The 15236-nt window shown below is 35.1% G+C and carries 13 protein-coding genes and 1 pseudogene; 12 read left to right on the forward strand and 2 right to left on the reverse strand.

Translation table 11 applies throughout. From position 1 onward, the window contains the following. Positions 1–126: 126 nt before the first annotated feature. Positions 127–1713, reverse strand: a pseudogene (locus ATN92_RS08430) (L-lactate permease). Positions 1714–1967: 254 nt separating this feature from the next. On the opposite strand from ATN92_RS08430, the gene ATN92_RS08435 reads away from it, so the two are divergent. From ATN92_RS08435 to ATN92_RS08445, 3 genes are all read left to right on the forward strand, one after another. Continuing rightward, complete coding sequence (locus ATN92_RS08435) at positions 1968–2318, forward strand: PadR family transcriptional regulator (protein WP_056952131.1); 351 nt, start codon at positions 1968–1970, stop codon at positions 2316–2318. After that, on the forward strand, positions 2311–3582 hold the full coding sequence (locus tag ATN92_RS08440; RefSeq protein ID WP_158106671.1) for a DUF4097 family beta strand repeat-containing protein: 1272 nt from the start codon (positions 2311–2313) through the stop codon (positions 3580–3582). Before ATN92_RS08435 ends, ATN92_RS08440 begins: the two co-directional genes overlap by 8 nt. A gap of 222 nt (positions 3583–3804) precedes the next feature. After that, positions 3805–4575, forward strand: a complete 771-nt coding sequence (locus ATN92_RS08445) for a DUF4097 family beta strand repeat-containing protein (RefSeq protein WP_158106672.1) — start codon at positions 3805–3807, stop codon at positions 4573–4575. 63 nt (positions 4576–4638) lie between these two features. On the opposite strand, the gene ATN92_RS08450 is transcribed toward ATN92_RS08445, so the two are convergent. Then, positions 4639–5181, reverse strand: coding sequence for a hypothetical protein (locus ATN92_RS08450; RefSeq protein WP_056952137.1), 543 nt, complete (start codon positions 5179–5181; stop codon positions 4639–4641). A 169-nt stretch (positions 5182–5350) separates the two neighbouring features. On the opposite strand from ATN92_RS08450, the gene ATN92_RS08455 reads away from it, so the two are divergent. The 9 genes from ATN92_RS08455 to ATN92_RS08495 all read left to right on the forward strand — a co-directional run bounded on the left by ATN92_RS08455 (position 5351) and on the right by ATN92_RS08495 (position 15217). Next, complete coding sequence (locus ATN92_RS08455) at positions 5351–6853, forward strand: YfcC family protein (protein ID WP_158106673.1); 1503 nt, start codon at positions 5351–5353, stop codon at positions 6851–6853. A gap of 21 nt (positions 6854–6874) precedes the next feature. Beyond that, the gene (locus ATN92_RS08460) at positions 6875–8212 is read left to right on the forward strand and encodes a M20 family metallopeptidase (RefSeq protein ID WP_056952141.1); all 1338 of its coding nucleotides are present in this window, start codon (positions 6875–6877) and stop codon (positions 8210–8212) included. Positions 8213–8402: 190 nt separating this feature from the next. Next, entirely contained in the window at positions 8403–9710 is a 1308-nt protein-coding gene (gene aroA, locus ATN92_RS08465; protein ID WP_056952143.1) for a 3-phosphoshikimate 1-carboxyvinyltransferase, read from the forward strand. Positions 9711–9794: 84 nt separating this feature from the next. Next, entirely contained in the window at positions 9795–10616 is an 822-nt protein-coding gene (locus ATN92_RS08470) for a Cof-type HAD-IIB family hydrolase (protein ID WP_082604519.1), read from the forward strand. Between the two features lie 243 nt (positions 10617–10859). After that, on the forward strand, positions 10860–11168 hold the full coding sequence (locus ATN92_RS08475; RefSeq protein ID WP_025085508.1) for a PTS sugar transporter subunit IIB: 309 nt from the start codon (positions 10860–10862) through the stop codon (positions 11166–11168). Positions 11169–11283: 115 nt separating this feature from the next. Next, entirely contained in the window at positions 11284–11619 is a 336-nt protein-coding gene (locus ATN92_RS08480) for a PTS lactose/cellobiose transporter subunit IIA (RefSeq protein ID WP_002819703.1), read from the forward strand. A 6-nt stretch (positions 11620–11625) separates the two neighbouring features. Then, a complete protein-coding gene (locus ATN92_RS08485) occupies positions 11626–13071 on the forward strand; it encodes a 6-phospho-beta-glucosidase (protein ID WP_158106674.1) in 1446 nt (481 codons plus the stop codon). A 17-nt stretch (positions 13072–13088) separates the two neighbouring features. Continuing rightward, the gene (locus ATN92_RS08490; RefSeq protein ID WP_056952147.1) at positions 13089–14546 is read left to right on the forward strand and encodes a 6-phospho-beta-glucosidase; all 1458 of its coding nucleotides are present in this window, start codon (positions 13089–13091) and stop codon (positions 14544–14546) included. Between the two features lie 230 nt (positions 14547–14776). Further along, on the forward strand, positions 14777–15217 hold the full coding sequence (locus ATN92_RS08495; protein WP_234032556.1) for a MurR/RpiR family transcriptional regulator: 441 nt from the start codon (positions 14777–14779) through the stop codon (positions 15215–15217). The last annotated feature ends 19 nt before the right edge of the window (positions 15218–15236 follow it).

Genomic DNA, 15236 nt, shown 5'->3' on the forward strand with positions numbered 1-15236 from the left:
TCAAGTCACGCCCATAGCGTTCCAATGCATTTTTAATTCTTACGGAAGACGGGAATTCAAGCACAACTGCATTTTACCTGACTTTAGGAAAAACTATTATTTTTCTTAATTCGGAATTTTTGATGTCTACATAAATAAGGTGAAGACGAAACCAACGATACCAACTAGAAGTCCATATAACAAAGCTGGCAAAACAGTTTTACGTAAAATGTTACCTTCTTGACCACTGAGTCCAACGACAGAACTAACAGAAACAATATTGTGAACACAGATCATATTTCCAGCTGCAGCACCAATTAATTGTGCTGCTAAAACTAATTCTTTGCTGACATTAGCATTGGAGGCAATATCAGCTTGAATTTGTCCAAAGGTCAAGGTTGAAACAGTTGTACTACCAGTAACAAATGAACCTAGTTGACCGAGGAATGGAGCAATAATGATCCAGATACCGGAAAGATATTTGGAAATAACTTCGGCGATATACATAGGCATGCTAGGCAGTTTAGCTAAATTGATTTCAGAGTTAGTAAAGATTTGAACCATGATCAAGGTTACAACCAAAGCTAAGGCAGTTGATTTCATTGACAGAGCAACTTTTTTAGCAATGGGGAAGAAATTCTTCAAAGATTTAACTTGAATTAACAAGCCAAAGATAACAGCAATCAATTCAAGAGGTATACGTTTAGATAAATAGAAAATAAAGGAATTGACTTGTGAGAATCCTAAATTGATAAACCACGACTTAAAAATCGTTGATAAATAGTAGACTTTTAATGGAGCAATTGTTCGAGTAGCTAAGAGCATTAGGATAACAATGATGTATGGTGACCAAGCGGTTAACAAAGACATCTTCTTTTCGGAAGCAATTGTTTTAGTTGAAGTGGTCCACGGATTGGTGAAGCTATCTTTAGGCAATAAGAATTTTAATCTGATAGTCAAAATAGTGATGATAATAGTTGCGAATGGGGCTAAGATGGATACAAATTCGTAACTGAGTACAAATGAAACTAAAAGAGCAAAGGTGCTGTAGACTAGTCCGATAAATAAGGACCAAGGAACTAATTTTAAGAAATCTTTTCTTTGATGTCCGTCATTTTTGCCGAAGATAAAGACAAGAATGAAGATCAACATCAAAGGCATAAAAGTACCAGCAAAGAAATCTAATTCTTAATCAATAACTTAAGCTCTAAACATTATCAGGAATTGATTCAAAGCGTTACTTAAACCGACTGTTAAAGGTGTTCCGACAGCACCAAAAGAAGCCGGTGTGGAGTCGGCAATCAAGGCTAATGTGACAGCTGCCATAGGTGAAAAACCCAAAGCAATCATCAATGGAGCAGTAACCATAGCTGGAGTTCCAAAACCAGAGACACCCTCAATCAGTCCTCCAAATAAGAAAGCAACTAAGATTAATTGAATTCTCATGTCAGCCGATAAGGTGTGAAATCCGGCATTAATTCGATCAATTGCTCCGGTGTGCTGCAAAATATTGAGCATCATCAAAGCACCGAAAAGAATCCAAAGAATCGGTAGAGCTTTGTGAATTGATTGAAAAATAGAAGCTAATAGTGCTTTGGTCGGCATTTTCCAAAGAAAGTAACCTTCCAACAAAACGATGAAAGCACTGATCGACATTCCCTTAGTTGCGGGCATATTGATAATTCCTAAAAGGATTAATGGCAGAATAACAGCTGATAAAGCAACGATAATCATGAAATTTCCCCTTATAAATGTATTTTAATCATTATATAATTTTTTACTTATTCAATGCAGTAGAAAAGTAAAAAATATTTTTCCATAAATGAACTTTCAATAAATCTTACTACCCTAATAGTAAGGCAGATTAGGGTAAAAGGGTAATTTTAGTTAGACCTTTTGTAAATAAAATACTGTTTTGAATAAATTACTTTGACACACATAGTAATTGGTGATACATTATTGGCATAGAAAAAAGGTGAGACGAAATAATGAAACCACTAATTTCCAAAGATATTATTCGTGGACACACTGCTACGATTGTTTTAAACATTCTTAATCAAGGCGACAGTTATGGTTACGAAATAGCCAAACGAGTTAAAGAATTGAGCCACGATGATTATGAATTGAATGAAGCTACTCTTTATACTGTTTTTAGAAGGTTAGAAAAAAATGGTGACATTGTTGGCTATTGGGGTGATGAAACTCAAGGTGGACGTCGTAAGTATTACCAGATAACTACTCAAGGGAAACAAACCCTAACGGATAATATTGAAGCTTGGAATTTTGCTAAGAAAGTAATCGATGAATTGATTTTAGGAAGGATAAATGATCATGAATGAAGAAATAAAGACATTAGTTAACCAAAGACTAAATAAGATTTTTAATGATTATCCTGAAACTGTTGAATTAAGTGATTTGAAAGAGGAATTGTCATCTGATTTGATGTCGTCTGCAGAAGATAAATTAAGTGCTGATGTGACTCCAGCAACCGCTGTTGAAAAAGCTTTTAAAGAATTCGGTGATATTGATGAAGTGATTAACCAAGTGTTGAATGATAATCATCAAAATGAACATCATAAACATGCTGCAGGACATACCTTTAATATTGATAATTCGGGTATTAGCATTGATAATGGTAAGTTATTCAACATCAATGACGATGGTATTACAGTCAATAATGGTAAAACTATTAAAATCAACGATGATGGAATCAAGTTTGGTAATTTAGTAATCAATGATAATGGCATTAATTTTAAAGGTAATACGAAACCTTTTAAAAAAAGTAAAGATAAATTCGATAGTTATTTTGATAAAGAATTTGCGGACTTTGACGTTGATGACGACTTCAATGATGATAATTTTAATACCGAAGTCCATGTTGAAACTTTGCCTTTAACTGATGAGTATGAATTTGACTATACGGATCTGGACAAAATCAGAATTAACTATAAGAGTGCCGATTTAAAGATTTTGCCTACCGATGGTGACAAAATTAAAATTAGTGAATACATGTCACGTACAAATCCTAATTACCAAGTAAAGACAGATTTGGTTGATAACGTATTGAGTATTAAGCAAGGTGAAATTCCACATTTTTTGTCATTAAAGATTAGAGTGAAAATTTTGATTCCTAAAACCTATGTCAAAACACTTCAAGTGATTAATGATAGTGGTAATTTACAAGTTCAGGGTATGAAGGCTTTGGAAAGGGCAGTTGTTGAATGTCACAGTGGGGCAGTTTACTTGAATAATTTTGAAAGCCAAACTTTATTACTTGATGTAAATTCAGGTAAATTAACATTGGATCATGTTTTGACTAAAGAACAATTGGCTATCAATGATCGTAGTGGTTTAGTTAATATGGATACCGTGGCAACACCTAAATTTGATATTTCCTCCAGAAGCGGTTCGATCAAAGGAACTGATTTCAGCGGTGCCGGTAATATCATGGTAAAGTCGGGTACTGTTCATATGAATTTCGATAAGGTTACTGGTGATGTAAATGTCGAGAACAATAGTGGTACGGTCAAGTTGAAGATGCCTGAGGATGACTCTTACAAGTTTGATCTAGAAGCTCAAAGCGTAAGTTTGCATATTTTTTAATTTTAGAAAACATAATAATATATCCCCCGTTTCTCATAGATCATGACACATTAATTATAACAATATCAGCTAACGGTTCATGCAAAATCGGGTATTATCAAAGTTTCATAATGAATTTGACGTTTTGGATAGTTGGGGACATCTTTCTTACAATTTAATCAATATTAATTTATACTCATAGAGAATTTTTGAGGATAATACTTAGATTAGGAAGTATTGATTATGATTGAAAAGATAGTAAATCAACACTTTATTCCGACGTTTGACGTTGATATATTGAATATTGGAGGGAGCAACGCTAGGGAGAAAGTAATGTCGACTGATGGAGAAAAATTTGTTGTACGTGAATTAATGTCACGTCGCAATTTAAAATATATGTTTAAAGTGGATGTTACTGGTAACAGTTTGTCCATCAATCAGGAAAAATATCCTCGAATTCCAACATTAAAATTTGAGCTGCAAATCTTTATTCCTAAAACCTTTATTGGTGATGTGATCATATCGAATCACAATGGTTCAATTTTGTTGCACGATATGACTTGTCAACAGTTATTTATTACTGATAATTCAGGCAAAATAGTATTGGATGATTTGAAAATTGAAAAGGGATTCTTTATTCAATCACGTAATGGCGATATAAAAATGGACAATATCAGAAGTCGTCGATTCTATTTGAACTCTTATAGTGGCATGATCAAAGCTGTTTCTCTAAGCGGAGCTGGCAGTGTATCAAGTTCAACGGGTTATGTTCAATTGGATTTTGAAATGGTTTCTGGAAATATTGTCGTTAATGATACTAAAGGAACGGTTAAGGTTTCGATGCCTGAAAGAGATTCTTATAACTTTAAATTGCAGTCTAAGGTAGCTGAAGTCAGGGCACCAAGGACTAGTTTGCATCATGATCGTTTGGAATATAAGGAGGGTACCGTGGGGGATAATCCACAGTATCAATTGAATGTTCAAACTAAGTCTGGACGAATTAAAGTTAAATAGGTTTGTCTTTATATAACAAAAGTCCAGTGTGGTAACCAAAAACGGTTGCTACACTGGACTTTTTTAATTGATTTTTTTAGTGATGATTTCTAAAACATTGCTAACTCGGTAAAGAGTGTTTTTTGGATCATGTCGTTGATTCCAGGATAAATCTAGCAGGATTTTCCCCTTGTTGAGATCTAAAACAAGATAAAATGGCCTTCTCAGCCACGGGAAAAAAGACTGTTTAGCTGGATTAATAGTGAGAATGTTTTGTAAATCATATTTTTTATCACTTTCAACGATGTAACATTTTTTAACTTGGGAAAAACTGATAAATTGGTAATCAATACGATCAGGTAAAAAAATCATCTTTAAACGATCATGATAAGAAATTAGTTTGTAGTAGGATACTCCGTGTTTTTCTAACTGCCAATGCCCAAACATTTTGGGTAGATTATTAGGATAATAAATAAAGATTAATAAAAAAAGGACAACTAGAAATAAACCAAGAGCAACCGAGAAGCTAATAAAAAATCCCAATCCTCCGATAATCAGACTAAGTAATATACTGACTATTAAAGGACGACGATTAATTTTTTTTCCAAATTCAGTTTTTTCAATCATTGGCGTTATCCTTTCTTAGAAGCTAAGAATATTGTAACGGTTTGCAAGCGCTATCACAAGCGGAGTGATAGGAATTTTATTTAAAACTATTTTTTGAGAAAGCATTGTAATAGATAAATTTATCGTATATTCTACATATATATCACATAGATAGAGGAGGATAATGTTTATGGGGAAAAAAGCCAAAAAATGGCAAATGCCTTCCGCGTATACAATATTGTTTTTCCTAATAATTCTAGTGGCAATTTTGACTTGGATTATTCCTGCTGGAGAATACGCTACCACTAAGGCTGGCAATATTGTTGCAGGAACTTATAAGGCTCGTGCAAGTAGTCCGCAAGGTATTTGGGATGTTTTCTTAGCACCAATTAATGGTATGGTCGGAACTTCGGAAACTGAGGGTTCCATTTCAGTATCGTTGTTCATCCTAGTTATTGGTGGCTTTTTAGGAGTAGTAAATAAGACAAGAGCACTAGATGATGGAATTAGCGCCACCGTAAAAAAATACAGTGGTAAAGAAAAAGCCTTGATTCCAATTTTGCTGTTATTATTTGCTATTGTAAAAGCCAATTATGGAATGGGGCTAGAGGCATTTGCTTTTTATCCGATTTTAATTCCAGTCATGATTGGGGTTGGCTATGATTCGATCACAGCTATTTCGATTGCTTTAATTGGAACTCAGGTTGGATGCTTAGCTTCAACTGTTAATCCTTTTGCCACAGGAGTTGCATCACAGACTTTAGGTATTTCACCAGGTGATGGATTAATCCAACGACTGATTTTATTAGTTATTGTGACGGTTATTAGTATTGTTTATGTAATGCGTTATGCCGATAAGATTAAAAAAGATCCATCACAGTCATATGTTTTTGATCGTCGTCAAAAAGATCTAGAGGAATTTTCAATGCCTGAACGTAGTATTGATGATAAATTGTCATCACGTCAAAAGGCAGTTCTTTGGTTATTTGGTTTAACATTCTTGATCATGATTGTCAGTTTGATTCCATGGTCAAGTTTGAATGAACATTGGACTTTCTTTGATAGTTTTACTAAGTGGCTAACTAATATTCCTTTCTTGGGTGCTTTGATTGGTAAAGATCTAGCTCCATTAGGAACTTGGTACTTCACAGAAATTACGACATTGTTCTTTATGATGTCAGTTGTAGTAATGTTTGTTTTCCGTATGAAAGAATCAGAATTCATCGATGCCTTTTTAGGTGGAATGAACGATTTTCTAAGTGTTGCCATTATCGTAGCAGTGGCCCGTGGTATTCAAGTTGTTATGAACAATGGTTATATCACAGCTACAGTGTTACATGCTGGTGAGACTGGATTACAAAGTTTGTCAGCTGGTGTCTTTATTGTTTTAACTTATATATTCTACATACCAATGTCATTCTTGATTCCTTCAACGTCAGGTTTAGCTGCTGCTACAATGGGAATTATGGGTCCATTAGGTAAGTTCTCTGGTGTTGACGGCTCATTAGTCATTACTGCTTATCAAGCTGCTTCTGGATGGGTCAATTTGATTACACCAACTTCTGGAGTAGTTATGGGAGCCTTAGCCATTGGACACGTTGATATTATTAAATGGTTTAAGTACATGTGGAAACTGATGGCAATTCTATTTGTTGTCGTAGCAGTATTCCTAGTTATTTGCGCAATAATTTAGTAATTGAGGGGGAAATTAGTAATGGAAAAATTTATTACAGACGAAATTCAATCAGAGGCAATTGCTGACTTGGCTAAAATTGTCAGTGTACCTTCATATAATGAACCAGCACAACCAAAGGCACCATTTGGAAAAGGTCCTAAAAAGGCTTTGGATGAAGTGTTGGCTATCGTTGAAAAATTAGGCTTTAAGACTTACGAAGATCATGAAGGATATTATGGATATGCTGATATCGGTGAGGGCGATGAGACCTTTGGTATTGTTGGTCATATGGATGAAGTTCCAGCTGGAAACTTAGAGGCTTGGGATGTTGAACCTTATAAATTAACTCAAAAAGATGATAAATTGTATGGTCGTGGTACTCAGGATGATAAGGGACCTACAATGGCTGCAATTTATGCTATCAAGGCAATCCTTGATAAGGGATACAAATTTAATAAGAAAATCCGAGTAATTTTTGGAACCGATGAAGAGATTCTTTGGAGATGTTTGGCTGAATATAATAAAAAAGAAGATCCTATTGACTTAGGAATCGCTCCCGATGCTGAATTCCCATTAATTTATGCTGAAAAAGGTTTACAACAATCTTATTTAGTTGGACCAGGATCAGATGAATTGAACTTGGACTTAGAAAATGCTTTTAACGCTGTTCCCGGAAAGGCTGTTTATAGTGGTCCTAAACAAGCTGAAGTTTTAAAAGCCTTGCAAGAACATAACTTTGAAGCTGAAGAGCATGATGGTTCAATTGAGGTTCACGGTAAGTCAGTTCATGCCATGAATGCTCCCGAAGGAACTAATGCTGTAGTTAGATTAGGAATTGCTTTGGCCGATGTTTTCCCAGATATCGCCGTATTGAAGTTCTTAAAAGCCTTTGGTGAAGCTGCAAATGGAACCAATCTTTTAGGAGATATTTCTGATGATGTTTCTGGTAAGCTGACTTTCAATATCTCTAGTTTGAAGATCACACCTGAAGAATCAAGAATGCAAATTGATTTGAGAATTCCTGTAAAAATTGAACATGATGAATTAATTCAAAAGATTTCTGATGCAGTTGCTAAATTTGATATGAAGTATGAAAACTTTGATTATGTTGCACCATTGTATGTTCCAACTGACAGTGAACTAGTTAAGACCTTGATGTCAACTTATCAAGATTTAACTGGCGATACTAAATCACAACCAGCTATTTCCGGTGGTGCTACATTTGCCAGAACAATGCACAATTGTGTAGCCTTTGGTGGAATGTTACCAACAACTCCGGATTTCATGCATCAGGCTAATGAAAATTGGAGTAAGGCTGACATGAAGAAAGCTATGGAAATTTTTGCAGAAGCAATTTATCGTTTGTGTGTTAAATAAGATTTTGCTTTAACTCGTTGTTAATAAAATAGACATTTACTGGATAAGCGTGTATACCGTGGATTCTAATAAATGTCTTTTTTTGTTTTCAGGACAAAAAATTTGTTTTATATGAAGAAATTAGGTAGCGTAACATAAGAAGGCACGGATTATGAGAATGATCCTTTAGACATATTGAGGTGTAATAAAAATGTTTGATTATAATACACGAGCAGCAAAATTTAAATTTCAAGGCGAAGTTATCGTACCGGGTGATAAGAGTATTGCGCATCGGGCGATTACTTTTGGTGCATTAGCAGACGGTGTTACACAGATTAGTAATTTTTCCTATTCAGATGATTTAGCCGTGACGACAAAGATTTTCAAGGAGCTTGGAGCTAAGATTCATACTGAGATGAGTAATAATGACATGATTATTAAAGGTGTCAGCCATCAGTTCAAGCCGTTAGATCATCCATTGGATATTGATAATGTTGGAACCTTGGAAAGTCTTTTGCTAGGTGTTTTAACAACAAGTAATAATGAATATACAATCAATGGCGGTGATTTTTTAAAGAAGCGTTCAATTGACAGATTAGTAGTGCTATTACAACAAATGGGTGCTAATTTTCAAAAGCTATCGGCTGATTATTTGCCAATAAAAATGCATGGTAGTGAAGAGTTAGAGGGAATTACTTATCAACAAGATATTTCCAGTGCTCAAATAAAAAGTGGATTGGTAATGGCAGGTATTTATGCTAAAACACCTACTACGATTATTCGAAAATTACCTACAAGGGACCATACAGAAGTTTTGGCTAATTATTTCGGTGCGGATGTTGATGCTAAACCAGATATTATTACGATCAATCCTAAGCATACTCATTTGACTGGTCAAAGTTTAATGATACCGGGGGACTTTTCTTCAGCAGCACCATATATTGCAGGAGCCTTGTTGTCAAAGGGTAGTGAAATCAGACTGCCTAAAGTGGGATTAAATTCTACAAGGATTGGTTTATTGAATGTTGCTCAACAAATGGGTGCTAACATTATATTGGAAAGCCACTCGATTAATAGTGTTGAACCTTATGGTGATCTAGTGATTAAGTCTAAAAAATTACATGGGACGACAGTTACCGCTAAACAGGTTCCATTTATTGTTGATGAAATACCTTTGATTGCTTTGTTAGCTTCTCAGGCAGAAGGTCAGACAGTAATAGAAGGTGTTCACGATGTCCACTTACAATTGAGTGATCGTATCAGAAATATGCGTGTTGAATTGGCTAAATTAGGAATAATTATGCAAGTAAACGATGATTCAATTGTGATAAACGGTGAACAATCAATTAAAGTTAAGGACGATGTAGATAGTCATAATGATCATCGGATAGCCATGATGCTTTGTGTGGCATCAATTCTTACGGAAACATCTTTTAAAATAAAAAACATCGAATCAATCGATATTTCGTATCCTAATTTCTTAGCTGATTTTAAGAAAGTATTAGTTGCGTGTGATTAGTTTAGTTAGAAAGAGACTTCTTTTTTAGTAACTAGTGTCGTATGATTAGTGTAATTGAGATTTATGTAAGGGGTTACTTAATTAATGATTAAATTTATTGGAACTGACCTAGATGGAACACTGTTGAATAGTTACAGTAAAATTTCTGCCCAAAACGTGCAAGCTATTCGCGATGCGGTCAATTCCGGAATTGTGTTTGCAATTTGTTCGGGGAGAACTTTACATTCCGTTAATAAATTTTTTGAAAAAGATTTAAAAATACCAGGTTATCGTGTAGTTTTAAACGGGGCAGTCGTAGTTGACGCCAAGGGTAAAAGGATTGTTGATCAACCATTAGATCATGACGTGATTGCGGAAATTTTGAAACGTGCAGAATTTAGTAAGTTTAAGATTGTTTTGGATGGGCTTAATGATACTTATATCTATGATCCCAATCGTCATTGGAATACATACTTTGAGGGGATGGGGCGGCATCATTTCAAGGCTCATTCTGTAAATGAGTTGATGAAGTTGAATGACCAGAAAGATTTAAACATTTATAAGGTCTGTTTCAGCTGCCCACCTAAAAGGCTGCATGAATTACAAAAAAAACTAGAATCATTTACAGCTCTACCAATAACTATTAGTCGATCGGGTAGTGATTATTTTGAAATTAATGGGCAAGATGTAACAAAATTGTCGGCTTTGCAACATATTTCAGAGTATGAAACAATTCCCATGACTAGTTTTATGTGTTTTGGTGATTATGGGAATGATCTGGATATGATTAAAGAAGCAGGTTATGGTGTAGCTATGGCTAATGCAATTGATAAAGTGAAGGATGTAGCATGGAATGTTACTGATACTAATAATCAAGACGGTGTAGCAACCATGATTAGGCGAGTTTTAAATAAAGAATTTAATTAATAGCAGTGGTTATTCGAGAAAAATATTTCTCAAGTAGTCACTGTTTTATTTTTTAAAAGATTGATTATTTGGCGTTCTATAAATGATTTGAGAGTATTTTTATAAATTCAAGATGTTTTTTGATAAAAACATCTTGATAAATGTTGAAACTAGTTATACAATCTAATTGTTCTATGAAAGCGTTTTAAGTAAACGTTTTAAATAAAAAACAAATAAATATTATATTCAAAGGGGTATTTTATTATGGCTGAAAAAACAATTATGCTTTGCTGTGCTGCAGGTATGTCAACAAGTTTACTAGTATCAAAGATGCAAAAAGCTGCTGAAAGTGACGGCGTTGATGCTGAAATCTTCGCTACTGCCGCTGCTGATGCTGATGCAAAACTAGAAGAAAAACATCCTGATGTTTTAATGCTTGGACCTCAAGTTAGATATCTAGAAGGTCAATTCAAAGAGAAGTTGACAATTCCTGTTGAAGTTATCAACATGCAAGATTACGGAATGATGAACGGTGAAAAGGTTCTAAGAGAAGCTTTAAGCTTAATCAAATAATCATTCATTTATAAAACACACAAAAAGGGCGCATGTTAGCACCCTTTTCGTTTTTTAAAGATAAAGTAAGCGCTTAATAAAAATATAAAATTAGATTAATGAGGAGAACAGAATAATGGCAGAAGAACAACATGATGAACAATTACAAACAGTTATGGGACTAATTATTAATGGAGGAAATGCTAAGAGTTCATCTTTTGAAGCTATCAATGCTGCTAAAAAAGGTCACTTTACAGTTGCTGACCAAAAATTGAAGGAAGCTGACAAGTTCTTAGTTGACGCTCACAATTCTCAAACAGATATGCTAACTAAAGAAGCTAATGGTGATCACGCTAAAGTTACTTTGCTAATGGTACATTCACAAGATCATATTATGAATGCTATTACATTTAGAGACTTAGCCGGAGAAATTGTTGATCTATATAAGAAACTTGCTAAAGAAGGAGAATAATCTTAAATGAGTGAGGGAATTCAAATGCCCAAAGGTTTCCTTTGGGGAGGCGCTGTTGCAGCACACCAATTAGAAGGTGGCTGGAATGAGGGTGGCAAAGGTGTAAGTATTGCCGATGTTATGACAGCTGGTGCTAAAGGTGTTGCAAGAAGAGTCACAGATGGTGTCGAGGATGGAGAAATTTATCCTAATCATTGGGGTAATGATTTCTATCACAAGTATCCAGAAGATATTAAATTATTTGCTGAATTAGGTTTGAAATGTTTTAGAACATCTATTGCTTGGACAAGAATTTTTCCCAATGGTGATGAAACGGAACCTAATGAAGCTGGTTTGAAATTTTATGATGATATGTTTGATGAATGCTTGAAATATGGTATTCAACCAGTTATTACTTTGTCACATTTTGAAATGCCATATCATCTTGTTAAAAAGTTGAAGGAGCCTTTGCTGATGCTTATAAACGTTTCATTGGTCCATCTTGCTGAAGTTTGTTTCAAGCGTTACAAAGATAAAGTTAAATATTGGATGACATTCAATGAAATAAATAATCAAACTGATTGGCGAGATCCACATCCATTGCTTCAAAACTCCGGCTTGCAACTAGATAAGAATGACAACTGGGAAGAAGAGATGTTCCAAGCTGCTCATTATGAATTTGTTGCTAGTGCTGATGCGGTTCAAATTGCTCATAGAATTGATCCAAGTCTACGAGTTGGTTCCATGATTGCTATGTGTCCAATCTATCCATTGACATCTAAACCAGCTGATATTATGAAAGCTGAACGTGCTATGCAATATCGTTATTACTTTGGTGACGTTCAATCTTTAGGATTCTATCCTGAATGGATTCAAAAGTATTGGGCTCGTAAAGGCTATAATTTAGATATCACGGCTAGCGATTTAGCAACAATTAAGGCTGGAACAGTAGACTATGTCGGCTTCAGTTACTACATGTCCTTTGCAACGAAGGCACATGAAGGTGAAACTCACTTTGATTATGACGAACATGATGATTTGGTTTCAAATCCATACGTTGAGAAATCAGATTGGGGTTGGCAAATTGATCCAGTTGGATTGAGATATGCTATGAATTGGATGACAACTCGTTGGCATAAACCTTTGTTCATCGTTGAAAATGGTTTTGGAGCTTACGATAAGGTTGAGGATGATGGTAGTATTCATGATCCATACCGTATTCAATACTTCCATGATCATATTTTACAAATGGAAAAGGCTGTTAAAGAAGATGGCGTTCAATTACTTGGTTACACTCCATGGGGTCACATTGATCTTGTGTCAGCAAGTACTGGTGAAATGAAGAAACGTTACGGAATGATTTATGTTGACGAAGATGACGAAGGTCATGGTAGCTTGAAACGTTCTAAAAAAGATTCCTTCTACTGGTATAAAAAAGTAATTGAATCAAATGGTAAAGATCTAGACATATAGTTGAGAGGGGCTTTTATATGACTGAAACAACAAAAAGTGGATTAAGAAAAGATTTTCTCTGGGGAGGAGCCGTTGCTGCAAACCAACTCGAAGGAGCTTGGGATGTTGACGGCAAAGGTGTCAGTGTATCGGATATTATGACAGCTGGTGCTTATCAAAAACCCCGTGAGATTACTGATGGCATAATTGCTGGCAAAAATTATCCTAATCATGAGGCTATTGATTTTTATCATCATTACAAAGATGATATTAAAATGTTTGCCGAAATGGGCTTTAAGTGTTTTAGAACATCTATTGCTTGGACAAGAATTTTTCCCAATGGTGATGAAGATGAGCCTAACGAAGCAGGATTGAAATTTTATGATGATATGTTTGATGAATGCTTAAAGTATGGTATTGAACCAGTTATTACTTTGTCACATTTTGAAATGCCATATCATTTAGTTACAGAATATGGTGGTTGGAGAAATCGTAAGGTAATTGATTTCTTTGTTAAGTTTGCGACAGTTTGTTTCAAACGTTACAAGGATAAGGTTAAGTATTGGATGACTTTCAATGAAATTAACAATCAAACAACCTTTACAAATGATTTCTCTATTGCAACTGATTCTGGTTTGATTTTTAGAAATAACGAATCTGAAGCAGAACGTGAAGCCTTGATGTATCAAGCATCACATTATGAAGTCGTTGCTAGTGCTTTGGCAGTGAAAATTGGTCACAAGATCAATCCTGATTTTGAAATTGGTAATATGGTCAACTTTACTCCAGTTTATCCAGCATCATCAGATCCTAAGGACATCTTATTGGCTGAAAAAGCTATGCAAAGACGTTACTGGTGGGCTGATGTTCAAGCTTTGGGTGAATATCCAGTTGGTATGGAAGCATACTTCAAGAATCATGACCTAAGACCAGATATTACAGCTGAAGATCGCGTTGTTTTACGTGAAGGAACAGTTGATTATGTTGGCTTTAGTTATTATAATTCTATGACTGTTAAGTATAGTGATGACAATCCTGAATTTAAGTTTGTTGGTGATCGTGAAGCAGTTAAGAATCCTAACCTTAAGTACAATGATTGGGGTTGGCCTGTTGATCCAGTTGGTTTGAGATATTCAATGAACTGGTTGACTGAACACTATCACAAGCCAGTGATGATCGTTGAAAATGGTTTTGGTGCATATGATAAAGTTGAATCAGATGGCAGTATCCATGATGATTATCGTGTTGATTACTTGCGTGCCCACGTCAAACAAATGATTACAGCAGTTAATGAAGATGGCGTAGATCTTATGGGTTACACTCCATGGGGCTGCATTGATTTAGTTTCTGCTGGAACAGGTCAAATGTCCAAACGTTACGGATTCATTTATGTCGATAAAGATGATGAAGGTAACGGAACACTTGAACGTTCAAAGAAAGATTCATTCTATTGGTATCAAAAAGTAATCCGTTCGAACGGATCAGACTTAGACTGAATCTAACAAAAAAGCTGAGACAACGACTAAATCACTTGTCTCGGCTTTTTTTATCGCTAGAAAATGTAACTTGTTACATGTATACTGAAACTAGTTTAGTAAAAATGATATATACCAATAAAAAGGAGGGTGAAAAAAACATGTTTCCTTATCAGAAAGTTCATGAGTTGAATCGATTAGAATTAATCGTTTATAAGTACATCATCGGGCATACCAGATAGCTAAATCCAATGTCTATTCGAGACATGGCTAATGCCGCACATGTTTCAACGACAACCATTTTGAGATTTCTCAAGAAAATGGATTACAGTGGCTTTTCAGAGTTCAAATTTGCCTTAAAGCAAAGCTTGAAACAGCCCTCTAAAGCACAGCAGGATCCCAGCATGGAACCAATCAAGAACTTTTTCCAATTAGTTGCCGATGAAGAACCATTTGATAACAAAATTGAACAAGCTGCCGATATGATTAACGCTGCTGACCTGGTTCTGTTCTTTGGAGTAGGCAACAGTGGGCGCATTGCTCAATATGGAGCTAGTATTTTATCTAGTTATGGTATTTATTCATTACCGATCATTGATCCGTTCCAACCGGAACCGTTCTCCAATCGTGATTTCAGCAAGACTTTATTAGTTTTAGTATCTATTTCTGGTGAGACTGATGAAGTATTGTAACAAGCTCGTTATTATAAAA

Source organism: Companilactobacillus bobalius, from assembly GCF_009764355.1.